The following is a 21,030-nucleotide window of genomic DNA, read 5'->3' on the forward strand; positions in this document are numbered from 1 at the left end:
CGCGGCCTCACCCTTTTTTGCATCCACGTCCGCAGGAGTCGTTATGCAGTACCCCCAGTCACCGTTCGATGTTACCCAGTTGCCCAGTTGGCAGGCCCTCGCTGCGCACCGCGAGAGCCTTGGCAGTTTCAGCATGCGCGAGGCATTCGCCGAGCAGCCTGAGCGTTTCGACGAATTCTCCCTTAAAGACTGCGGGCTGTTCCTCGACTACTCGAAAAACCTGATCACCACCCAGACCCGCGAGTTGCTGGTCGGACTGGCGCGCGAAGCGGGTCTGGAGCGTGCGATTCACGCGCTGTACGACGGTGCGCTGGTCAACGCTTCGGAGCGTCGCCCGGCCCTGCATACGGCTCTACGCCGACCGATTGGCGACAAGGTGCTGGTCGATGGGGTGGATGTGATGCCCGAGGTGCATCGCGTGCTCAATCAAATGACCGAGTTGGTCGGACGGGTGCATGACGGCCTGTGGCGTGGCTACAGCGAAAAGCCGATCACCGATGTGGTCAACATCGGCATCGGCGGCTCCTTCCTCGGACCGCAGCTGGTATCCGAAGCCCTCTTGCCTTTCGCCCAGCGCGGTGTGCGCTGCCATTATCTGGCCAATATCGATGGTAGCGAGTTCCACGAGCTGTCGGCCAAGCTGCGCGCGGAAACCACCCTGTTCATTGTCTCGTCGAAAACCTTCAACACCCTGGAAACCCTGAAGAACGCCCAGGCGGCGCGCGGCTGGTACCTGGCCCAGGGCGGCACCGAGGGCGAGCTGCACCGCCACTTCATCGCGGTGTCGAGCAATACGCCCGCGGCAGTGGCCTTCGGCATTCGTGAGGAGAACATTCTGCCGATGTGGGACTGGGTCGGTGGTCGCCACTCGCTGTGGTCGGCGATCGGCATGCCGATTGCCATGTCGATCGGCATGTCCAACTTCAAGGAGCTGCTGTCCGGTGCCTACCGCATGGACCAGCACTTCCAGAACGCGCCGTTCGAACGCAACATGCCCGTACTGCTGGCCTTGCTGGGCATCTGGTATGGCAATTTCTGGGGCGCGCAGAGCCAGGCGATCCTGCCGTACGACCACTATTTGCGCAATATCACCAAGCACCTGCAGCAACTGGACATGGAGTCCAACGGCAAGCGCGTGCGTCAGGACGGCAGCGCCGTGGATTTCCCTACCGGCCCGGTGATCTGGGGCGGGGTCGGCTGCAATGGCCAGCACGCCTATCACCAGCTGCTGCACCAGGGCACCCAGTTGATTCCGGCGGATTTCATCGTGCCGGTGAGCAGCTATAACCCGGTCGCCGATCACCACCAGTGGCTGTTCGCCAACTGCCTGTCGCAGAGCCAGGCATTGATGCTCGGCAAGACCCTGCATGAGGCCGAGGGGGAACTGCGTGGCCAAGGCCTGGGCGAAGACGAAGTGCAGCGCCTGGCAGCACACAAGGTGGTCCCGGGCAACCGGCCGAGCAACACCCTGGTGATGGAACGAGTCAGTCCGCGCCGGCTCGGCGCCTTGATTGCGCTGTATGAGCACAAGGTGTTCGCCCAGAGCGTGATCTGGGGCACCAACGCCTTCGATCAGTGGGGCGTGGAACTGGGCAAGCAGCTGGGCAAGGGCGTGTATTCACGTCTGGTCGGCAGCGAGACAGGTGCCGCCGAAGATGGCTCGACCCAGGGTTTGATCGACTTCTTCCGCGGTCGTCATCGTGGCTGATAGGACGCCGCCAAGCCTGAAGTAAAACGCGGCCGCGTCCCCCTCAAGTCGTTACCTGTGCGCAAAGCCGAGCGATTCGTCGCTCGGTAAGGGGGGCTGTGCGCCTGAATAACCCGCAACAAGCCGTCGCTTCGGCGGTTATCCGCAGCACCTCACACAATAAAAACAATCAGGAGTAATCATGCAGATCAGTCTCAACCCTCGGTCATCGCGTCTACCCGGCGCTGTACGCGTCGCCCCCTACCTGCTGGCCCTGACCCTGGCTTTGCCCCAGGTCCAGGCCCTGGAGTTCACCGGCTATGTGCGCAGCGGTGTGGGTAGTGCGGACGGCAATGGCAGTCAGTCCTGCTTCCAATTGCCCGGCGCCCAATCGAAATATCGCCTGGGCAACGAATGCGAGCAGTATTCCGAGCTCGACCTGCGTCAGGATCTATTGACCCTGGATGACGGCTCGGTGGTGAGTGTCGAGGCCATGGCGCAGTTGTTCAACGAGTACGGCCATACGCCTGAGTTCACCGGCGAGCATGGTTTTACCCGGATGAACCAGATGTTCGCCGAATGGAGCAAGGTGCCGGCGCTCAATGGCGGTTCGCTGTGGGCCGGACGACGCTTCTACAAGCGCAACGACATCCATATCTCCGACTTCTTCTACTGGAACCAGAGCGCCACCGGCGCCGGTGTGGAGGACTATGAGCTGGGTGGCCTGAAGTACAGCTACGCCTTCTCGCGCAAGGACAGTGTGTTCCAGCAGGAGTACATCAACCGTCACGACTTCAACGTGGCCGGCTTTGATACCAATCCGGGGGGTGAGCTTGAGTTTGGCTTGAGCTATATCGACAAGCCGCGCCATATCGAAGGCGCCTACAGCGGCTGGTCGATCACCGCTCAGCATAAGCAGAAGGATGTTTTCGGCTCCGGCGCCAACAACACCTTGGCCCTGCAGTACGGTGCAGGCCCCGGTACTGCGCTGGGCTCTACCGGCGATGTCAACCTGGACGACAGCGCCAAACGCTATCGCTTGGTCGAGTTCTTCGATTGGCAGATGACTCCGCGTATCGGTGGGCAGTTTCAGGTGGTCTACCAGAAGGACAAGCAAATGGACCAGAGCTACCAGAACTGGTTGTCGGTGGGTGGGCGGACTACCTATGCCTTCACCGAGCAGTTCAAGCTGATTGGCGAACTGGGTCGTGATCAGGTCCAGGCGCCTGGCGGCACGCGCAAGCTGACCAAGTTCACCATCGCCCCGACCTGGTCGCCGGCCGGCCCTGGTTTCTGGGTACGCCCCGAGTTCCGCCTGTATTACACCTATGCCACCTGGAACCAGGCGGCGCAGCGTGCAGCCAGTGAATTGGCTGCAGGTTCTGCCTTGTCCGACAGCGGTGCCTTCGAGACCGCGCTGCACGGCTCCAACTTCGGTGCGCAGGTCGAATACTGGTGGTGATAGCCAGCTACGCTAGCGGCTAGACTGTGGCGCTTGCCTGGTGCGCCGACCACCCAGCCAGGGGCTGCCGTTGAGCATCTCCTGGCCGGGTTGTATCTGGGAGCGCGGGTGACTATTGGATGGGCGCGCGGTGACCGAAGGTTCGCGGCGTGTGTCCACTTAGGGTATGTAACAACCTGCCCAGGTCATCCACCACGCCGGGCGATTGTGATTTCCGCAGTTTTATTGAGGTTGCCAGTATGGATAACGAACAGCACAGCGCCACGACCGTGCCCGAGAGCGCCGAGGAGGCGCTACAACATATCGTCGAGGGCTTTCGGCGCTTTCGCGAAGAGGTCGTGCCGCAGCAACAGGCACTGTTCAAGAAGCTCGCCCATGAACAGACGCCGCGGGCGATGTTCATCACCTGTGCCGACTCGCGCATCGTTCCCGAGCTGATCACCCAGAGTGACCCCGGCGACCTGTTCGTCGCCCGCAACGTCGGCAACGTGGTGCCGCCCTACGGGCAGATGATGGGCGGGGTGTCCACGGCCATCGAGTTCGCGGTGATGGCGCTCGGCGTGCACCACATCATCATCTGCGGGCATTCCGACTGCGGTGCGATGAAGGCGGTGCTCGACCCCGAGACCCTGAGGCGCATGCCGACAGTCAAGGCCTGGCTGCGCCATGCCGAAGTGGCCAAGACCGTAGTCGCGGACAATTGCGGCTGCGCCGATCACACCACCCTCGGCATCCTCACCGAGGAAAACGTCGTGGCCCAACTCGACCACCTGCGCACCCACCCCTCGGTGGCCTCGCGCCTGGCCAGCGGCCAGTTGTTTATCCACGGTTGGGTGTATGACATCGAGACCGGTGACATCAAGGCCTATGACGCCGAGCAATGTACGTTCCGCCTGATCGGTAACGGCCCGCTGCCGATGGCCACGCCCCGCGCGCGTTACCCGCACGCCTGAAGCCCGGGCGACTCAGGAAGCTTCGCGCGGTTCCCGAAGGGCCTTCAGTGCAGGCCGGGTGTGCAACCCGGTCGTGCTGAACCACCCTGGGTTGGACATCCCGCGCTTAACCGGCAGCGCGGGTCTGGTCCAGCACCAACTCGACACCCAATTGGCCCGACAGGCAGGGCCAGCGCTTCCAGGCCGCTTCGGTGTGTGGGTCGCTCAGGCGCCTGCGGTAGGCCACCACCGAGTCCTGGGCGAAGCTGGCGTCATCGAGCATGCCGTCTACCGCGTGGTGCACGGCCTCATCCAATTGATTGGCGAAGGGCTCGCCGATCAATTGATGGGCGATCAGGTTGGCCACCGTGGTGTCCAGTGGGATCAGTGGCTGACCGAGGTGCGTGATGTAGCGGTCGTTGACTTCCTCGACCAGGCGATGGGCCAGGTAGGCCTCATCGAGCAGGCCGTCGAGGCCGTCATGCCCAGCCATCAGGGCCGGCGGTTGGACAAAGTACTGCTCGGCGATCTTCAGCACCGGTTTGATCTGCGCCTCGATCCCGGCTTCGCGAGCGACCTGATTGGCCGCCTCCAGCACATCCGGGACTTGTTCGATATAAGCCATGACGAAGCGCGTCAGCACGCCCAACGCATCATCGCTCGGCAGGCGTATCGAGGGGTGCAGGTGGTCGATTTGAGCCTGCAGTAGCCGGGCAAGCAGGCCGCTGCTGGCCTCATGTTGCTGGGCGCGCTGGATCAGTTCGCGCAAGGCGGGGGTGTTCATGGCGTCTCCTGAAATGATTGCATGGGCGTGAACCTTAGCTGGCTGGACGCAATTGCTAAGACGCGATTGTCATAATTTTTTAATACTTATGCGAGCGCGCTATAACGCGGCGCAGTCGATTTTATCCCCTCGATGACGGGCGTGGCGTTTAGGACAAGCCTTGCGGGGCTTTGGTCATTTTCGTTTTGGCGTTGCGAGGTGGAAGACCCCGTCTATACTCGAACTCGAAAGACAGTACTTGATGGAACCGGACGGGCTTCGGCACGGAGAGGTTTCGACAGTGGTCGCCAGAGGTTGGCAGTCGATCCCTTTGCCGCAGGCACCGCCGGCGGGATAACAAGAATCATAAGGGGAACCCGCAATGACGCGACATCCACGAGTTTGGATGGGCCTCCTGCTGTGGTTGGCATTTGGCGCGGCGCAAGCCGAATGGGGCGTCAATATGGCACCCGGCGCCACCGAGGTCAGCCGCTCAGTTTTTGACTTGCACATGACCATCTTCTGGATCTGCGTAGTGATTGGCGTGGTGGTGTTCGGCGCCATGTTCTGGTCGATGTTGATCCACCGTCGCTCCACTGGACAGGAACCCGCGCACTTTCACGAAAGCACCACGGTAGAGATTCTCTGGACCGTGGTGCCCTTGGTGATTCTGGTGCTGATGGCGATCCCCGCAACCAAGACCCTGATCGATATCTACGACAGTTCGGAATCCGAGCTGGATATTCAGGTCACCGGTTACCAGTGGAAGTGGCACTACAAATACTTGGGACAGGACGTTGAGTACTTCAGCAACCTGACCACGCCGTCCGAGCAGATCCACAACAAAGCCGAAAAGGGCGAGCACTACTTGCTGGAGGTCGATGAGCCCCTGGTGGTGCCGGTCGGCACCAAGGTGCGCTTTTTGATCACCTCGGCCGATGTCATCCACTCCTGGTGGGTGCCGGCGCTGGCGGTGAAGAAGGACGCCATTCCCGGTTTCGTCAACGAGTCATGGACGCGGGTCGACGAGCCTGGGCTGTATCGCGGCCAGTGCGCCGAGCTGTGCGGCAAGGACCATGGTTTCATGCCGATCGTGGTCGAGGTCAAGACGAAAGAGGATTTCGCCGCCTGGCTGGCCGAACGCAAGCAAGCGTCTGCAGCCGAGAAGGAACTGACCAGCAAGGAATGGACCCAGGAAGAACTCCTGGCCCGTGGCGAGAAGGCCTACAACACCACCTGCGCCGCCTGTCACCAGGCCACGGGAGAAGGCCTGCCGCCGATGTTCCCGGCGTTGAAAGGCTCTGCCATCGCCACCGGCCCGGTCGAGGGACATATCGGTATCGTGGTCAACGGCAAGCCGGGCACCGCCATGGCCGCCTTCGGCAAGCAACTGTCGGAAGTCGATATCGCCGCCATCATCACCTACGAACGCAATGCCTGGGGCAACAAGGTTGGTGACATGGTCACGCCCAAGGACATTCTCACGTTCAAACAGGCTCAGGAGTAAGGACATGAGTGCAGTGATCGATACGGATCATAAAGGTCATGGCCGTGCCGGGGATGACCATCACCACGGACCGGCCAAAGGTCTGATGCGTTGGGTGCTGACCACCAACCATAAAGACATCGGCACCATGTACCTGTGGTTCAGCTTCGCCATGTTCCTGCTGGGCGGCAGCATGGCCATGGTGATCCGCGCCGAGCTGTTCCAACCCGGCTTGCAGATCGTGCAGCCGGAATTCTTCAATCAGATGACCACCATGCATGGCCTGATCATGGTCTTCGGTGCGGTGATGCCGGCGTTCGTCGGCCTCGCCAACTGGATGATTCCACTGATGATCGGCGCGCCGGACATGGCTTTGCCGCGGATGAACAACTTCAGCTTCTGGCTGCTGCCAGCAGCCTTCAGCCTGCTGGTGTCGACCCTGTTCACCGCAGGCGGCGGGCCGAACTTCGGCTGGACCTTCTACGCGCCGTTGTCCACCACCTACGCGCCGGAAAGCGTCACCTACTTCATCTTCGCCATCCACCTGATGGGCATCAGTTCGATCATGGGGGCGATCAACGTGGTCGCCACCATCCTCAACCTGCGCGCGCCGGGCATGACCCTGATGAAGATGCCGTTGTTCGTCTGGACCTGGTTGATCACCGCCTTCCTGCTGATTGCGGTGATGCCGGTGCTGGCCGGGTGCGTGACCATGATGCTGATGGACATCCACTTCGGTACCAGCTTCTTCAGTGCCGCCGGTGGTGGCGATCCGGTGCTGTTCCAGCATGTGTTCTGGTTCTTCGGCCACCCCGAGGTGTATATCATGATCCTGCCCGCCTTCGGCGCGGTCAGCTCGATCATTCCGGCCTTCGCGCGCAAGCCGCTGTTCGGCTACACCTCGATGGTCTACGCCACCGCGTCCATCGCCTTCCTCTCGTTTATCGTCTGGGCGCACCACATGTTCACCGTGGGCATTCCGCTCACCGGCGAGCTGTTCTTCATGTACGCCACCCTGCTGATCGCCGTGCCCACCGGGGTCAAGGTGTTCAACTGGGCGAGTACCATGTGGCGCGGTTCGATGACCTTCGAGACGCCGATGCTGTTCGCCGTGGCCTTCGTCATTCTGTTCACCATTGGTGGCTTCTCCGGGTTGATGCTGGCCATCGCCCCGGCGGACTTCCAGTACCACGACACCTATTTCGTGGTGGCGCACTTCCACTACGTGCTGGTGCCGGGGGCGATATTCGGCATCTTCGCCTCGGCCTACTTCTGGCTGCCGAAGTGGACCGGGCACATGTATGACGAGACCCTCGGCAAGCTGCATTTCTGGATGAGCTTCATCGGCATGAACATGGCGTTCTTCCCGATGCACTTCGTCGGTCTGGCCGGCATGCCACGGCGGATTCCCGACTACAACATGATGTTCGCCAACTTCAACATGGTCTCCTCGATTGGTGCCTTCATGTTCGGCACGACCCAGCTGTTGTTCCTGTTTATCGTCATCAAGTGCATCCGTGGCGGCAAGCCCGCTGCGGCCAAACCGTGGGACGGGGCCGACGGGCTGGAGTGGACGGTGCCTTCGCCGGCGCCCTATCACACCTTTCAGACTCCGCCGGACGTGAAGTGATGACGAACGCAGGCAGGCGCGTCAGCTGCCCTACGCATTCGCGGAGAGGGCTCGGCCATGAGTGAAGCGCTCGGTACCCGTCGCCTGGTGCTGCGTTTGTCACTGGTGGTGGTGGCGATGTTTGCCTTCGGTTTTGCCTTGGTGCCGATCTACGACGTGATGTGCCAGGCCTTTGGTATCAACGGCAAGACTGCCGGGGTCTACAGCGGCGCCCAAGTAGTGGATCAGCAACGTCAGGTGCGCGTGCAGTTTCTCGCCACCAACGCGGCAGGTATGTCCTGGGAGTTTCGCGCCAAGGCCGATGATTTGCTGGTGCATCCGGGGGGCAGTAACGAGATGTTGTTCGTCGCGTTCAACCCCACCGACCGGCCGATGACTGCCCAGGCCATTCCCAGCGTGGCGCCATCCAAGGCGGCTGCCTTCTTTCACAAGACCGAATGCTTCTGTTTCACCCAGCAGGTGTTGCAACCGGGCGAGCGCATCGAAATGCCAGTGCGCTTCATTGTCGACCGCGACCTGCCGGCAGACGTGCACCACCTGACCCTGGCTTACACTCTATTTGATGTCACTGCGCGTAAACCGCCTGTCGCCCAGGTGAGCCAATAAGGAGAACAAAGATGGCGTCTCACGAGCAGTATTACGTTCCGGCCCAAAGCAAGTGGCCGATCATCGCTACCCTCGGCCTGCTGATCACGGTCTATGGGCTCGGCACCTGGTTTAACGACATGAAGGCGGGGCGGCCGGAGTCCAGCGGCCCGCTGATCTTCTTTGTCGGCGGCCTGTTTGTCGCGTACATGCTGTTCGGCTGGTTTGGCACCGTGATCAAGGAGAGCCGTTCCGGTATGTACAGCGGCCAGATGGATCGCTCGTTCCGTTGGGGCATGAGCTGGTTCATCTTCTCCGAGGTGATGTTCTTCGCGGCGTTCTTCGGCGTGCTGTTCTACGTGCGCAACCTCGCCGGGCCCTGGCTCGGCGGCGAGGGTGCCAAGGGCGTGGCGCATATGCTGTGGCCGAGCTTCGAGTTCACCTGGCCGCTGCTCAATAACCCGGACTCCAAGCTGTTCCCGCCACCGAGCGACATCATCGACCCTTGGCGCCTACCGCTGCTCAACACCGTGTTGCTGGTGTCGTCCAGCTTCACCCTGACCTTCGCCCACCATGCGCTACGCAAGAACCACCGCACGCCACTGAAACTCTGGTTGGCGCTAACCATTCTGCTCGGCGCCGCGTTCTTGGTGTTTCAGGCTGAGGAATACGTGCATGCCTACACCGAGTTGGGTCTGACTCTGGGTTCGGGTATCTACGGTGCGACCTTCTTCATGCTCACTGGCTTTCACGGCGCCCACGTCACCTTGGGCGCAATCATGCTGACAGTGATGTTGATCCGTATCCTGCGCGGGCATTTCAACCCCGATCAGCACTTCGGCTTCGAGGCCGCCGCTTGGTACTGGCACTTCGTCGACGTGGTGTGGCTAGGGCTGTTTACCTTTGTCTATGTGCTGTAGCGCGGCCTTGTCGCCTGAGCGCCGCACGCCGAGCTCATGGGTTTCATGGGGCCGCCCCGCGAGCCCGTTACCAGGTGACGTGGGGGCTCAACTGGCCACTGTAGAAGCCCCAGGCAATCAGCCCGACGGTAATGGCCGTGAGTGTCACGCGAATGGTCAGCGCATTGACCACCCGTGAACTACGGCCCTCGTCCTTGACCAGGAAGAATAAACCGCTGAACAGGCTGACCAGGGTGGCCAGGAGAAAGAGGATGATCGCGGCCTTGAGCATGCGTGACTCCGGGGGAAGGGGAATGCGCTGTAGCCGCAGTATAACCAGCTTCGCCGGGGCATTTGGGAGATACCCATGAGCGCCTTTCGTCCTGGCTATTTGCCCAGCCTGTTGGTCGTGCTGCTGCTGCCGACGCTAGTCGGCTTGGGCTTCTGGCAGCTGGCACGGGCGGAAGAAAAGCGCCAGCTGTTGGCTGCGCAGCAGGTGCAGCAGCTAGCCGCACCGATCAGCGTTGGCGAGCTCGAAGGTCATCCTGATCCGGCCTACACCCGAGTCCAGCTGTTCGGACAATTCGACGCTCAGCACAGTTTGCTGCTGGATAACCGCACCCGTGGCGGCCAGGCCGGCGTGGAGATTCTGCAGCCCTTCTACGACCAGAACAGTGGCCTGTGGCTGCTGCTCAATCGCGGTTGGTTACCCTGGCCGGATCGAAGGATAACCCCGAGTTTCACCACCCCGGAAACGCCGCTGAGCCTGACCGCCTGGGTCTATGTCTCGCTGGGCGACACCTTGCAGCTGCAACAAGCACCAGCGGGGAAGGATTGGCCTCGGCTGATCACGCGGGTCGAGCCGCAGGCGCTCTGGCAGCAACTGGGCCGTGCCGGATTGAGCCATGAGTTGCGCCTGTACTCCGGCCCGGCATCCTTTCAGGTCGACTGGCCGGTCGTCGCCATGAGTCCGGATAAGCATTTGGGCTATGCCGTGCAATGGTTCGCCTTGGCGGCGACGCTGTTCGGTCTGTTCATCTATCTTGGTTTACATAACGCGCGGGAGACTCGCCATGAATCCAGCCATCGCCCTGCCTGAAACGCCTACACAGCCCCGTCGGCGCGGCCGCTGGCAGTTGCTGCTGCTGTTGGCCATCGTCATCGGGCCGATGCTCCTGGCCAGTGCCATGTATCAGTGGCGCTTCTGGGTGCCGGAAAGCCGCAGTTATCACGGTGAGTTGATCGGCAATGGTCAGACCCGCGCAGACCTGGGCGTAGTGGCTGGCGAAGAAACGCGCTGGCAACTCCTGGTCACCGCGCCAAGCATTTGCGATACGGATTGCCGGCAACTGGTATTTCTCGCCCGGCAAATCCATATCGGTCTTAATCGTGACGCCTCGCGTGCCTCTCATGCCCTGGCCAGCACTCAGCCGCTGAGTGCCGACTACGACGCCGAGTTGCGTCGCGGCTATCCGCAATTGGTCCGTTTTCAGCTGGAACCCCGGGCCTATGGGCTAATCGCCGGTGAAACCGAGGCTGCGCAACTATGGATCGTCGACCCGCTCGGCAATCTGGTGCTGCGCTACGACGCCAGCAGCAAAGGCAAAGGGGTCCTCGACGACCTACGCTATCTGTTGAAGATTTCCCAAATTGACTAACTGGCTGTTGGACAAGGATCAGCGATGACTAAGCCTGGTTACCGAGTGGCTTTGTTTGCCACCTTGCTGGCCTTACTGGTGGTCATGCTCGGGGCCTATACCCGGCTGAGCCACGCGGGCCTCGGTTGCCCGGATTGGCCTGGCTGTTATGGCTTTATCGGGGTGCCGATGAGCGAGCATAAACAGGGGTTGGCCGAGGTGCGTTTCCCCGAGGCGCCGGTGGAAGTGGCCAAGGGCTGGTATGAGATGATCCATCGCTATTTTGCCGGTAGCCTCGGCCTGGCGATTCTCGGCCTGGCCGTGCATGCTCTGCGCCGCCGGGGGGCAGCGGGCCAGCCGTTCAAGCTACCGCTGCTGTTGCTCGGTCTGGTGATCCTGCAAGCGGCGTTCGGCATGTGGACGGTTACCCTCAAACTCTGGCCGCAGGTGGTTACCGCTCACCTGCTCGGCGGTTTCGCTACGCTCAGCCTGCTCTTTCTGCTGACCCTGCGCTTGTCCGGTTCGGCGCCCGCTTTGTCCAACCCATCCTCGCGCCTGCGCAGCCTGGCGGCTGCCGGCTTGGCCCTGGTGATTGCCCAGGTCGCCCTTGGCGGCTGGGTCAGCAGCAACTACGCGGCAGTCGCCTGCGTGGATCTGCCGACCTGTCATGGCCAGTGGTGGCCGGCGATGGACTTCGCCAATGGCTTCCATCTGTCCCAGCATATCGGCCCGAACTATCTGGGCGGCCAACTCGACAGCGAGGCGCGCACTGCTATCCACATGACCCATCGCCTGGGCGCCTTGGTTGTCAGTCTGTTGTTACTGCTGCTCGCCTGGCAGCTGCGCCGTAGTGGTCTGCCGCGCCTCGCCGCCTTGCTGTTACTGGCGTTGGCGACCCAGGTCGGCCTGGGTATGAGCAACGTGATCTTTCACCTGCCCTTGCTGATTGCGGTGGCGCATAACCTCGGTGGTGCGGTATTGCTGCTGACTATGGTGTTGATCAATTACCGCGTGCGTGCGGTTATGGCGGTAACCGCCGAGGCCGCGCACCTGCAGACTGGCGACGCGACGACCCGGACCGACTTCGCGGCGTTGTCGAGCAAATAACAAGAACGATCGAGGAGAGAGCTGATGGCGACGCTATTGCACAAAGAGCAAACCCACGCCAGCTGGCGCGACTACCTGGAACTGACCAAACCACGGGTGGTGGTGCTGATGCTGATCACGTCATTGGTCGGCATGTTCCTCGCCACCCGCGCCGGGGTGCCCTGGCAGGTGCTGATCTTCGGCAACCTGGGCATCGGTCTGTGTGCTGGCGCAGCGGCGGCGGTCAACCATGTGGTAGATCGCCGTATCGACTCGATCATGGCGCGCACCCACAAGCGCCCGTTGGCCGAGGGGCGGGTATCGCCGGCGGCGGCGCTGAGTTTCGCCCTGGTGCTCGCCGTATCTGGGCTGGTGCTGCTGCTGAGTTTTACCAATGAGCTGGCGGCGTGGCTGACCCTGGCCTCGCTACTGGGTTATGCGGTGATTTATACCGGTTTTCTCAAGCGCGCCACACCGCAGAACATCGTCATCGGTGGTTTGGCCGGCGCTGCACCCCCGCTGCTCGGCTGGGTCGCGGTCACCGGCCAGATAACCGCCGAACCGCTGCTGTTGGTATTGATCATCTTCGCCTGGACGCCACCGCACTTCTGGGCCCTGGCCATCCACCGCAAGGAAGAGTACGCCAAAGCCGATATCCCGATGCTGCCGGTGACTCACGGCGAGCACTACACCAAGGTGCATATCCTGCTGTACACCGCGATGATGATCGCGGTCAGCCTGCTGCCGTTTGTCATCCACATGAGCGGGCTGCTCTACCTGTTGTGTGCCATCGGTCTGGGTGCTCGCTTCATGCACTGGGCCTGGGTGCTGTACCGTGACAGCAAACCGCACGCGGCGATCAACACCTTCAAGTACAGTATCTGGTACCTGTTCCTGTTGTTTATCGCCCTGCTGGTCGATCATTACTTGCTGCTTAATCTGTAAATCGTTGGTGCCATGACCCGAACCCAGATCACCGTTTTTGTCCTCGTCGCCATAGTCGCGCTGGTGCTGGGCCTGACCGTCAACAAGGTGCTGACCAGCAAGGGCCAGGCCGACCCGACCGCGCTGCTCGATGCCGGCATCGTGCTGCTGCCGCAGAGCCGTACGCTGCCTGAGCTGAGCCTGATCGATCAAAATGGCCAGGCGTTTGCCGTCGATCAGCTCAAGGATCAGTGGAGCCTACTGTTTTTCGGTTACACCTTCTGTCCAGACATCTGCCCGGCCACCCTCGCCGACTTACGCCAACTGCGCAGCAAGCTGCCGGAAGAGGCGCGGGCCAATCTGCGTGTGGTGCTGGTCAGCGTCGACCCCCATCGCGATACGCCGGAGCAATTGAAGAAGTACCTGAACTACTTCGATGCCGATTTCCTAGGCTTGACCGGTGAGCAGGACAGCATCCAGAAACTCGCCAACGCGGTGAGCATCCCCTATATTCCGGCCGATACCAGCGAGGAAAACTACACCGTCAACCACAGCGGCAACCTGGTGATCCTCGGCCCGGACGGCACCCAGCGCGGCTTCATCCGCGCGCCGCTGAACAACGAAAAACTCGTGCAGCAGTTGCCCGCCTTAATGGCGCCGCGCAGTTAGTCCCGCCCTCCAAGGCCGCGGTGCCCGGGCGGGCATCCGCTCGCCTATGCGCTCCGCTGCAGCCGTTAGCGGGCGAATAACTGCGACATGTCCCTGAAGGCTTTGAACTCCAGGGCATTGCCGCAGGGGTCGAGCAAGAACAGGGTGGCCTGCTCGCCCACCTGACCCTGAAAACGCACATGAGGTTCGATCACGAATTCAGTGTTCTGAGCCTGCAGTCGTGCGGCCAGCCGCTGCCAGTCATCCCAGTCCAGTACCACGCCGAAATGCGGCACCGGCACGTCGTGGCCGTCTACCGGGTTGCTGTGGGCGGCCTCTTGATACGGCATCCTCGGCGCCTGGTGAATGACCAACTGGTGGCCGAAGAAGTTGAAGTCCACCCAATGCTCGCTACTGCGGCCCTCGGCACAGCCGAACACCTCGCCGTAGAAATGCCGGGCGGCGCCCAGGTCGGAGACCGGGATGGCCAGGTGGAAGGGCGCGAGTGGCATGGCGATAGTCCTTGCAGGTTGGTGATTCGCTGATTTTAGTAACAACGATGCTGATTAAAAGCGAATATTCTTGTGCTCCAGCACAAATAAAATTGATCAGTCGAGGCGAGAATGTTGCGTGAGCTGAAAACCTTCTTGATGGTCGCCCGCCACGGCACCTTCGCTGCGGCGGGGCAACAGGTCGGCCTGACCCAGTCGGCAGTCAGTGCACAGATGCGCGTGCTGGAGCAGAACCTCGGCGTGCGCCTGTTCGATCGCAGTGGCCGCAACGCCGTACTCAACGCCGCTGGCCGGCATGCCTTGCCACTGGCCGAGCAGATGTTGGCCCTGTACACGCAAATGACCTTACCCACCTCGGCGGCCGAGTGGCAGGGCGAGTTACGCGTCGGCGCCATCGCCACGTTACAGACCGGCTTGCTGCCCGAAGCCTTGCCGCGTTTTCGCGCCGCGGCGCCGCGGGTTGAGTTGAAACTGGTGCCGGGCGTCTCGCTGAATCTTTTGAGCCAGGTGGACGCTGGCGAGCTGGACCTGGCCCTGCTGATCAAGCCGCCCTTCGAGTTACCCAAGGAGCTGTTGCAAGTCAGCCTGGCGCGGGAGCCCTTCGTGCTGATCGCGCCGCTGGAAAGCGACGGTGACGATCCGCTGCGCTTGCTCAGCGAGCAGCCTTTCGTACGCTACGACCGCCGTTCATTTGGCGGGCGACGGGTCAGTCAGTTTCTCCACGAGCAGCGCCTGAGTGTGCGCGAGGCGTTGGAACTGGATGAGCTGGAGGCCATCGTACGCATGGTCGAGTGCGGTCTGGGTGTTGCCTTGATTCCGCGTGCCGGCTTGTGGTTGCAGCGCCCGACCCGGCTACGGGTGATTGAATTGGGCGAGCTGACCTTTCATCGCGAACTGGTCGGCGTGCTGCGTCGGGCACAGCAACAACCGGCGCTGGAGTGCTTGTTGCAATGCCTGGTCGAGGTGGCCAAGACCGAACAGCTGTAGGCGCCTGCTTGCGGGCTACCGCGCGGCTAGCGGCGCTTCGCCTTGTCTCGCGGGCAGTAAAAACCCGCTGGGTCAGCGGGTTTTTACTCGGTACAGCTTAAGTGTGGCTTAGAACGCCGGGACCACGGCGCCCTGGTACTTCTCTTGGATAAACGCCTTCACCTCGGCACTGTTCAGCGCCTTGGCGAGTTTCTGCATGGCGACGCTGTCCTTGTTGTCGGGACGGGCGACCAGGATGTTGACGTAAGGCGAGTCGCTGCCTTCGATGATCAGCGCATCCTGGGTCGGGTTGAGCTTGGCCTCCAGGGCGTAGTTGGTGTTGATCAGAGCCAGGTCGACCTGGGTCAGCACGCGCGACAGCGTTGCGGCTTCCAGTTCGCGGATCTTGATGCTTTTCGGGTTCTCGACGATGTCCTTGGCGGTGGCGGTGATCCCGGCGCCGTCCTTGAGCGTAATCAGCCCGGCCTTCTGCAGCAACAGCAGGGCGCGGCCGCCGTTGGTGGCATCGTTGGGGATGACCACGTTGGAGCCTTGCGGCAGGTCGGCCAGGGATTTCACCTTGCTCGAGTACGCACCAAACGGCTCGACGTGCACGCCGACCACGCTGACCAACTCGGTACCACGGCTGGAGTTGAACTCGTCCAGGTACGGCTGGTGCTGGAAAAAGTTGGCGTCCAGGCGCTTCTCCGCCACTTGCACGTTGGGTTGCACGTAATCGGTGAAGACTTTGACGTTCAGCTCGACGCCTTCTTTGGCCAGGGCCGGCTTCACGAACTCGAGAATTTCGGCGTGAGGCACGGCTGTGGCCGCGACGTTGAGGCTGTCCGCCTGGGCGGACAGTGCGGTGAGAGCGGCGAAGGCCGCGAGTAGTTTTTTCATGATCGACTCCCTGTGGGTTATGAGTTGCGAGATACGAACGGGGTTCGGCGCTTAGCCGCGGATGATGCGAAATCGTAGGAGCCAGCCGGCTGGCCTTTGGCACTGGGAGAAATTGCCAGTCAGCGGGCTCCTACAAAACCATTTATTTGCGTGAAAAATGCACCACCAGCTTGTCGCCGACGCTTTGCAGCACCTGCACCAACACCAGCAGCAACACCACGGTGACCACCATCACATCCGGTTGGTAGCGCTGGTAGCCATAACGTACGGCCAGGTCGCCGAGGCCGCCGCCGCCGATCAGGCCGGACATGGCGGTGTAGGACACCAGGGTGATGGCGGTGACGGTTACGGCGGCGAAGATCCCCGGCAGGGCTTCGGGCAGCAGGGCGTTGGTGATGATCTGCCGGGTGCTAGCGCCCATCGCCTGAGTCGCCTCGATGATGCCGCGGTCGACCTCGCGCAGCGCGGTCTCCACCAGGCGCGCGAAGAACGGCGTGGCGCCGACCACCAGCGGGGGGATGGCACCAGCCACGCCCAGCGAGGTGCCGGTGATGATCACGGTGAAAGGAATCATCACGATCAGCAGAATTACGAAGGGCACCGAGCGCAGCACGTTGACCAGCAGCGACAGCAGGCCATAAAAGCCCTTCTGCTCGAACATCTGCCGGGGCCCGGTGAGGAACAGCAGCACGCCGAGCGGCAGGCCGAGCAACACGGTGAACAGCAGCGAGCCGCCGAGCATGCTCAGGGTATCCAGGCTGGCCTGCCAGATTTCCGGCCAGTCGACATTCGGCAGTAAGTTGGCCAGTAGCTTTTCCATCAGCGCAGCACCTCCAGGTGGACGTCGGCGGCTTCGAAACGCGCCAGCGCGGCGTCCAGATCTCCACCACTCAGGGCCAGGGTCAGTTGCCCGTAGGGGGTGTCCTTGATCCGGTCGATGCGCCCGGCGAGGATGCTGTAATCCACTCCGGTCTCGCGGGCGACGGTGCCGAGCAGTGGTGCGTAGGTCGCCTCGCCCTGAAAGGTCAGACGCAGAATGCGCCCCTGTACGTGGGCGAAGTCGTCGTGCAGTTCGTTCTCGTCGACCTGTTCGGCTTCCAGCACGAAGCGCTTGGTGGTCGCATGCTGCGGATGCAGGAACACCTCGGCCACCGTGCCCTGTTCGACTATCACCCCGGCGTCCATCACCGCCACGCGGTCACAGACCCGGCGGATCACGTCCATCTCGTGGGTGATCAGCACTATGGTCAGGTTCAGCTCGCGGTTGATCTCGGCCAGCAACTGCAGCACCGAGGCGGTGGTCTGCGGGTCGAGGGCGCTGGTGGCTTCGTCGCACAGCAGGATCTTCGGCCGGGTAGCCAGGGCGCGGGCGATGCCGACCCGCTGCTTCTGGCCGCCGGACAGCTGCGCCGGGTATTTGTTGGCGTGGTCGCTGAGGCCGACGCGGGCCAGCAACTCGGCGACGCGCTGCTCGAGCTCGCGGCGCGACAGGTCGCCGGCCAGTTTCAGGGGCAGGGCGACGTTGTCGGCGACGGTCTTCGACGACAGCAGGTTGAAGTGCTGGAAGATCATCCCGACTTGCTGGCGGAAGCGCCGCAGGCCATTGGCATCCAGGGCGGTGACGTCTTCGCCGTCGATCTGCAGGCGCCCGCCGGACGGCTCTTCCAGGCGGTTGATCAGGCGCAGCAGGGTGCTCTTGCCGGCGCCGGAGTGGCCGATGATGCCGAACACCTCGCCACGGGCGATGTGCAGGTCGGTCGGCTGCAGGGCCGGAATGTCTTGGTCCGCGACGCGATACGCCTTGTGGACCTGGTGAAAATTGATCACGCGTTAAACCTTTTGGGTTCGTCGAGCTGCCGGATAGGCATATGGGGCGGGCTAGTCTACCCGTCGCTGTTTAGGTCGCAAAAATCTTTGTAGACCTATGGTTATAGCTGAATGGCATGAACAGGCGCGCCGCCGAACGCGGTGAGTCGGCGTGGGTGAGCCCCGCGCCTAGTGGCGAGCGCTCGATCCTATCGATGCGGGGTGAGTACCAGTTGCGGCACCTGCCCGGGGTTGATGGCCTGGCTCAGGCGTGCACTGAAGCTTGGGTCGAGTCGCTTGATACGCGCGTTCAGCAGTGCGGCAACCCAGGGAAAGTCCTTGGCCTGGCGCACTTCGATGCGCACCGCACAGCGGAATGCCACGACGTCTTCGGCGACCGTATCGAGCAGGCTGCGCAGGCGCTCGTTGTCCTGTGTGTCCAGCATCGGCAGGGGCACCACGCTGCTGGCCGCCGCCGGATCGATCAGTTTGGCCCGGGATTGGGCTGGGGCTGGGGCGTCGGCGCTGGGCGGCTGAGTCGCTTTCAGTACGGCGGCCTGATCGGCGGGGCTACGGGCTTGCGCTGCGTTCGTCTGTTGGGTCTCGCGGGCCTGGGCGATGGCGCCGTCCAGGCCGGTGGTCAGGGCGGGTGCCTGGGGCATCAAGCTGCGGGCGCGGCTGAGGGCCGTGGCGGCGCCGTTCAGGTCGCCGCTCTGCAGGGCCTGCTGCCCTTGCCGCAGATAGGCTTCCGCCAGTTGGCGTTGATACTGTTCCAGGCGGGTATCGCCCGTGGCCCGCCGTTGCAGGGCGTCGAGCTGGCTTTCGGCATCGTCCAGCTGGCCGCTGGCCAGGCTCTGTTCGAGCTGGCGAAAGGCGCCGACCAAGTCGTCGGTGGGCAGGTTGGCCACTTGCGGGGCACTCTGGCAAGCGGCTAACAGCAGTGAAATCGCGACGATGGATAGGCAACGTGTGGCGAACGACATCATTCCTGCGATCTCATATTGAGCAAAAAACGCGCAATTCTACACCGCTCGACCGATCGCAACCAAACCGCGTGCTCAATCCAGTGCTCACGCCGTGCGGCGCGGCCATGCAAAGCTCAGCAAAAACAGGCTGGCGGCGGAGACCACGATCGACGGCCCGGCCGGGGTGTCCTGAAACCAGGACAGGCTGAGGCCGCCGCATACCGCCAGGATCCCCAGCAGGCTGGCGCCGAAGGCCATCTGCTCGGGGGTGCGGGCATGGCGCTGGGCCGCAGCGGCGGGAATGATCAGCAGCGAGGTGATCAGCAACACGCCGACGATTTTCATCGCCACGGCGATCACCACGGCGATCAGCAGCATCAGGCTCAGGCGGATCGCCGCCACCGGCAGGCCTTCGACCTTGGCCAGTTCTTCATGCACGGTGATCGCCAATAACGGCCGCCAGAGCAACGTCAGCAACAGCAGGACCAGCGCGCTGCCGGCGAGGATCCAGGCCAGGTCGCTGGGGCCGACGGCGAGCAGGTCGCCGAACAGGTAACCCATCAGGTCGATGCGCACTTCGCGCATAAAGCTCAGTACCACCAGGCCGAGCGACAGGGTGCTGTGGGCGAGGATCCCCAGCAGGGTGTCCGAGGCCAGCGGCTGGCGGCTTTGCAGGGTGACCAGTAAGGCGGCGAGCAGCACGCAGCCGACGGTCACCGCCAGGGTCGGACTGACGTCCAGCATCAGGCCCAGCGCCACGCCGAGCAGCGCGGCATGCGACAGGGTGTCGCCGAAGTAGGCCATGCGCCGCCAGACCACGAAGGAGCCGAGCGGGCCGGCCACCAGTGCCAGGGCCAGGCCGGCGAGCAGGGCGTTCAAGAGGAAATCAGGCATGCTTGCAGTCGGGCCCATGTACGTGCGGTTTGTCGGTCACCACGCTGCCGTGCAGGTCGTGGTCATGGTCGTGATGGTGGTGGTAGATCGCCAGGCTCTTGGCGTCCTGGCCGAACAGTTCGACGAAGGCCGGATCGAAGCTGACCTGCTCCGGGTGGCCGGAACAGCAGACGTGACGGTTGAGGCAGACCACCTGGTCGGTGGTACTCATCACCAGGTGCAGGTCGTGGGAGACCATCAGCACGCCGCAGCCATGGCGGTCGCGCAGGCGGGTGATCAGCCGGTACAGCTCGGCCTGGCCGGCGACGTCGACGCCCTGTACCGGCTCATCCAGCACCAGCAGCTCGGGTTCGCGCAGCAGCGCGCGGGCCAGCAGCACGCGCTGCAGTTCGCCGCCGGAGATGCTCTGCAAGGGGCTGTCGATCACCTGCTCGGCGCCCACCTCGGCCAACGCGGCTTGAGCGCTACGGCGATCGACGCCCGGCACCAGGCGCAGGAAACGCAGCACGCTGAGCGGCAAGGTGGGGTCGACATGCAGCTTCTGCGGCATATAGCCGATACGCAGCTTGGGCTTACGCCAGACCCGCCCGACATCGGTGCTCAACAGGCCGAGTACGGCGCGCACCAGGGTGGTTTTACCGGCGCCGTTTGGCCCGATCAGGGTGACGATTTCGCCTGGCTTGACGCTCAGTTGCACGTCATGCAGGACGTTTTGCCCGGCAAAGTTGACGCCCACGCCGTCGAGGCGAATCAGCGCATCGCTCATGCGCCCTCCCGGCAGCCGGCGCACAGGCCGACGACTTCGACGGTCTGGCCTTCGACGCAGAAACCGACCGCTGCGGCGCTGGCGACTATGGCCTCACTGATCACCGCTTGCTCCAGTTCGATGGCCGCATGGCACTGGCGGCAAATGAGGAACTGGCCCTGGTGGGCAAGCTCCGGCTGATTGCAGCCGACGAAGGCGTTGAGCGAGGCAATCCGGTGCACCAGGCCGTTTTCCAGGAGAAAATCCAGTGCACGGTAGACCGTCGGTGGCGCCGCGCGACGACCGTCTTCCTCGCTCAATACGGCGAGGATGTCGTAGGCGCCCAGCGGCTTGTGGCTCTGCCAGACCAGCTCCAACACCCGCTTGCGTAGGGCTGTCAGGCGCAAGCCTTGGCGCGTGCAGATGGTTTCCGCCTCGGCCAGGGCATGGCTGACGCAGCGGGAATGGTCATGCGGACGAGAGGCCAGCGGTGTGAGGATCAT

The 21,030-nt window shown here is 62.7% G+C and carries 23 protein-coding genes; 13 read left to right on the plus strand and 10 right to left on the minus strand.

Annotated features, from left to right (window positions below):
* Positions 1–43 precede the first annotated feature (43 nt).
* From pgi to FBY03_RS06555, 3 genes are all read left to right on the plus strand, one after another.
* Complete coding sequence (gene pgi, locus FBY03_RS06545) at positions 44–1,708, plus strand: glucose-6-phosphate isomerase (RefSeq protein ID WP_147171387.1); 1,665 nt, start codon at positions 44–46, stop codon at positions 1,706–1,708.
* Positions 1,709–1,889: 181 nt separating this feature from the next.
* Positions 1,890–3,149 (plus strand): carbohydrate porin, encoded by a 1,260-nt coding sequence (locus tag FBY03_RS06550; protein WP_147171388.1) that lies wholly within the window; start codon positions 1,890–1,892, stop codon positions 3,147–3,149.
* Between the two features lie 239 nt (positions 3,150–3,388).
* Positions 3,389–4,102, plus strand: a complete 714-nt coding sequence (locus tag FBY03_RS06555) for a carbonic anhydrase (RefSeq protein WP_147171389.1) — start codon at positions 3,389–3,391, stop codon at positions 4,100–4,102.
* A gap of 106 nt (positions 4,103–4,208) precedes the next feature.
* On the opposite strand, the gene FBY03_RS06560 is transcribed toward FBY03_RS06555, so the two are convergent.
* Positions 4,209–4,865 (minus strand): hypothetical protein, encoded by a 657-nt coding sequence (locus FBY03_RS06560; RefSeq protein WP_147171390.1) that lies wholly within the window; start codon positions 4,863–4,865, stop codon positions 4,209–4,211.
* 361 nt (positions 4,866–5,226) lie between these two features.
* On the opposite strand from FBY03_RS06560, the gene coxB reads away from it, so the two are divergent.
* Genes coxB through FBY03_RS06580 form a run of 4 tightly spaced genes read left to right on the plus strand, consistent with a single transcriptional unit; the run spans position 5,227 to position 9,465 of the window.
* Positions 5,227–6,351, plus strand: coding sequence for a cytochrome c oxidase subunit II (gene coxB / locus FBY03_RS06565; protein WP_178090576.1), 1,125 nt, complete (start codon positions 5,227–5,229; stop codon positions 6,349–6,351).
* Positions 6,352–6,355: 4 nt separating this feature from the next.
* Positions 6,356–7,960 carry a cytochrome c oxidase subunit I gene (ctaD, locus tag FBY03_RS06570; RefSeq protein WP_147171392.1) on the plus strand — a complete coding sequence of 535 codons (1,605 nt, stop codon included), beginning with the start codon at positions 6,356–6,358 and terminating at the stop codon, positions 7,958–7,960.
* 57 nt (positions 7,961–8,017) lie between these two features.
* A complete protein-coding gene (locus FBY03_RS06575) occupies positions 8,018–8,566 on the plus strand; it encodes a cytochrome c oxidase assembly protein (protein WP_147171393.1) in 549 nt (182 codons plus the stop codon).
* An 11-nt stretch (positions 8,567–8,577) separates the two neighbouring features.
* On the plus strand, positions 8,578–9,465 hold the full coding sequence (locus FBY03_RS06580) for a cytochrome c oxidase subunit 3 (protein ID WP_147171394.1): 888 nt from the start codon (positions 8,578–8,580) through the stop codon (positions 9,463–9,465).
* A gap of 67 nt (positions 9,466–9,532) precedes the next feature.
* Here the strand turns inward: FBY03_RS06580 and FBY03_RS06585 are convergent, their stop codons facing one another.
* The gene (locus FBY03_RS06585) at positions 9,533–9,736 is read right to left on the minus strand and encodes a twin transmembrane helix small protein (RefSeq protein ID WP_147171395.1); all 204 of its coding nucleotides are present in this window, start codon (positions 9,734–9,736) and stop codon (positions 9,533–9,535) included.
* Positions 9,737–9,811: 75 nt separating this feature from the next.
* On the opposite strand from FBY03_RS06585, the gene FBY03_RS06590 reads away from it, so the two are divergent.
* From FBY03_RS06590 to FBY03_RS06610, 5 genes are read left to right on the plus strand one after another with little or no spacing between them, the layout of a single operon-like run.
* Positions 9,812–10,543, plus strand: a complete 732-nt coding sequence (locus FBY03_RS06590) for an SURF1 family protein (RefSeq protein WP_147171396.1) — start codon at positions 9,812–9,814, stop codon at positions 10,541–10,543.
* Positions 10,518–11,102 carry a hypothetical protein gene (locus FBY03_RS06595; RefSeq protein ID WP_147171397.1) on the plus strand — a complete coding sequence of 195 codons (585 nt, stop codon included), beginning with the start codon at positions 10,518–10,520 and terminating at the stop codon, positions 11,100–11,102. Before FBY03_RS06590 ends, FBY03_RS06595 begins: the two co-directional genes overlap by 26 nt.
* Before the next feature lie 24 nt (positions 11,103–11,126).
* On the plus strand, positions 11,127–12,188 hold the full coding sequence (locus FBY03_RS06600) for a heme A synthase (protein WP_147171398.1): 1,062 nt from the start codon (positions 11,127–11,129) through the stop codon (positions 12,186–12,188).
* Between the two features lie 24 nt (positions 12,189–12,212).
* Entirely contained in the window at positions 12,213–13,112 is a 900-nt protein-coding gene (cyoE, locus tag FBY03_RS06605; protein WP_147171399.1) for a heme o synthase, read from the plus strand.
* Between the two features lie 12 nt (positions 13,113–13,124).
* A complete protein-coding gene (locus FBY03_RS06610; protein ID WP_147171400.1) occupies positions 13,125–13,760 on the plus strand; it encodes an SCO family protein in 636 nt (211 codons plus the stop codon).
* Positions 13,761–13,825: 65 nt separating this feature from the next.
* On the opposite strand, the gene FBY03_RS06615 is transcribed toward FBY03_RS06610, so the two are convergent.
* Positions 13,826–14,251, minus strand: a complete 426-nt coding sequence (locus tag FBY03_RS06615) for a VOC family protein (protein ID WP_147171401.1) — start codon at positions 14,249–14,251, stop codon at positions 13,826–13,828.
* A 111-nt stretch (positions 14,252–14,362) separates the two neighbouring features.
* On the opposite strand from FBY03_RS06615, the gene FBY03_RS06620 reads away from it, so the two are divergent.
* Positions 14,363–15,238, plus strand: coding sequence for a LysR substrate-binding domain-containing protein (locus tag FBY03_RS06620; protein ID WP_147171402.1), 876 nt, complete (start codon positions 14,363–14,365; stop codon positions 15,236–15,238).
* Positions 15,239–15,346: 108 nt separating this feature from the next.
* Here FBY03_RS06620 and FBY03_RS06625 read toward each other — a convergent pair whose 3' ends face one another.
* From FBY03_RS06625 to zur, 7 genes are all read right to left on the minus strand, one after another.
* Positions 15,347–16,117, minus strand: coding sequence for a MetQ/NlpA family ABC transporter substrate-binding protein (locus FBY03_RS06625; protein ID WP_147171403.1), 771 nt, complete (start codon positions 16,115–16,117; stop codon positions 15,347–15,349).
* 142 nt (positions 16,118–16,259) lie between these two features.
* On the minus strand, positions 16,260–16,937 hold the full coding sequence (locus FBY03_RS06630) for a methionine ABC transporter permease (RefSeq protein WP_147171404.1): 678 nt from the start codon (positions 16,935–16,937) through the stop codon (positions 16,260–16,262).
* Positions 16,937–17,944, minus strand: coding sequence for a methionine ABC transporter ATP-binding protein (locus FBY03_RS06635; protein ID WP_147171405.1), 1,008 nt, complete (start codon positions 17,942–17,944; stop codon positions 16,937–16,939). The genes FBY03_RS06630 and FBY03_RS06635 overlap by 1 nt, the downstream gene beginning before the upstream one ends.
* Positions 17,945–18,132: 188 nt before the next feature.
* Positions 18,133–18,909, minus strand: a complete 777-nt coding sequence (locus tag FBY03_RS06640; protein ID WP_147171406.1) for a PA5502 family lipoprotein — start codon at positions 18,907–18,909, stop codon at positions 18,133–18,135.
* Positions 18,910–18,993: 84 nt separating this feature from the next.
* A complete protein-coding gene (gene znuB, locus FBY03_RS06645) occupies positions 18,994–19,782 on the minus strand; it encodes a zinc ABC transporter permease subunit ZnuB (RefSeq protein ID WP_147171407.1) in 789 nt (262 codons plus the stop codon).
* The gene (gene znuC, locus FBY03_RS06650) at positions 19,775–20,548 is read right to left on the minus strand and encodes a zinc ABC transporter ATP-binding protein ZnuC (protein ID WP_147171408.1); all 774 of its coding nucleotides are present in this window, start codon (positions 20,546–20,548) and stop codon (positions 19,775–19,777) included. Before znuC ends, znuB begins: the two co-directional genes overlap by 8 nt.
* A complete protein-coding gene (gene zur / locus FBY03_RS06655) occupies positions 20,545–21,030 on the minus strand; it encodes a zinc uptake transcriptional repressor Zur (RefSeq protein WP_147171409.1) in 486 nt (161 codons plus the stop codon). The genes znuC and zur overlap by 4 nt, the downstream gene beginning before the upstream one ends.

The sequence above is a fragment of the Pseudomonas sp. SJZ079 genome (assembly GCF_007993865.1).
In the GTDB taxonomy this organism is placed as follows: domain Bacteria; phylum Pseudomonadota; class Gammaproteobacteria; order Pseudomonadales; family Pseudomonadaceae; genus Aquipseudomonas.

Excerpts from the sequence above, each read along its gene's own strand:
- pgi (WP_147171387.1), top strand. The coding sequence starts at position 44 with ATGCAGTACCCCCAGTCACCGTTCGATGTTACCCAGTTGCCCAGTTGG.
- FBY03_RS06550 (WP_147171388.1), top strand. The coding sequence starts at position 1,890 with ATGCAGATCAGTCTCAACCCTCGGTCATCGCGTCTACCCGGCGCTGTA.
- FBY03_RS06555 (WP_147171389.1), top strand. The coding sequence starts at position 3,389 with ATGGATAACGAACAGCACAGCGCCACGACCGTGCCCGAGAGCGCCGAG.
- FBY03_RS06560 (WP_147171390.1), bottom strand. The coding sequence starts at position 4,865 with ATGAACACCCCCGCCTTGCGCGAACTGATCCAGCGCGCCCAGCAACAT.
- coxB (WP_178090576.1), top strand. The coding sequence starts at position 5,227 with ATGACGCGACATCCACGAGTTTGGATGGGCCTCCTGCTGTGGTTGGCA.
- ctaD (WP_147171392.1), top strand. The coding sequence starts at position 6,356 with ATGAGTGCAGTGATCGATACGGATCATAAAGGTCATGGCCGTGCCGGG.
- FBY03_RS06575 (WP_147171393.1), top strand. The coding sequence starts at position 8,018 with ATGAGTGAAGCGCTCGGTACCCGTCGCCTGGTGCTGCGTTTGTCACTG.
- FBY03_RS06580 (WP_147171394.1), top strand. The coding sequence starts at position 8,578 with ATGGCGTCTCACGAGCAGTATTACGTTCCGGCCCAAAGCAAGTGGCCG.
- FBY03_RS06585 (WP_147171395.1), bottom strand. The coding sequence starts at position 9,736 with ATGCTCAAGGCCGCGATCATCCTCTTTCTCCTGGCCACCCTGGTCAGC.
- FBY03_RS06590 (WP_147171396.1), top strand. The coding sequence starts at position 9,812 with ATGAGCGCCTTTCGTCCTGGCTATTTGCCCAGCCTGTTGGTCGTGCTG.
- FBY03_RS06595 (WP_147171397.1), top strand. The coding sequence starts at position 10,518 with ATGAATCCAGCCATCGCCCTGCCTGAAACGCCTACACAGCCCCGTCGG.
- FBY03_RS06600 (WP_147171398.1), top strand. The coding sequence starts at position 11,127 with ATGACTAAGCCTGGTTACCGAGTGGCTTTGTTTGCCACCTTGCTGGCC.
- cyoE (WP_147171399.1), top strand. The coding sequence starts at position 12,213 with ATGGCGACGCTATTGCACAAAGAGCAAACCCACGCCAGCTGGCGCGAC.
- FBY03_RS06610 (WP_147171400.1), top strand. The coding sequence starts at position 13,125 with ATGACCCGAACCCAGATCACCGTTTTTGTCCTCGTCGCCATAGTCGCG.
- FBY03_RS06615 (WP_147171401.1), bottom strand. The coding sequence starts at position 14,251 with ATGCCACTCGCGCCCTTCCACCTGGCCATCCCGGTCTCCGACCTGGGC.
- FBY03_RS06620 (WP_147171402.1), top strand. The coding sequence starts at position 14,363 with ATGTTGCGTGAGCTGAAAACCTTCTTGATGGTCGCCCGCCACGGCACC.
- FBY03_RS06625 (WP_147171403.1), bottom strand. The coding sequence starts at position 16,117 with ATGAAAAAACTACTCGCGGCCTTCGCCGCTCTCACCGCACTGTCCGCC.
- FBY03_RS06630 (WP_147171404.1), bottom strand. The coding sequence starts at position 16,937 with ATGGAAAAGCTACTGGCCAACTTACTGCCGAATGTCGACTGGCCGGAA.
- FBY03_RS06640 (WP_147171406.1), bottom strand. The coding sequence starts at position 18,909 with ATGATGTCGTTCGCCACACGTTGCCTATCCATCGTCGCGATTTCACTG.
- znuB (WP_147171407.1), bottom strand. The coding sequence starts at position 19,782 with ATGCCTGATTTCCTCTTGAACGCCCTGCTCGCCGGCCTGGCCCTGGCA.
- znuC (WP_147171408.1), bottom strand. The coding sequence starts at position 20,548 with ATGAGCGATGCGCTGATTCGCCTCGACGGCGTGGGCGTCAACTTTGCC.
- zur (WP_147171409.1), bottom strand. The coding sequence starts at position 21,030 with ATGATCCTCACACCGCTGGCCTCTCGTCCGCATGACCATTCCCGCTGC.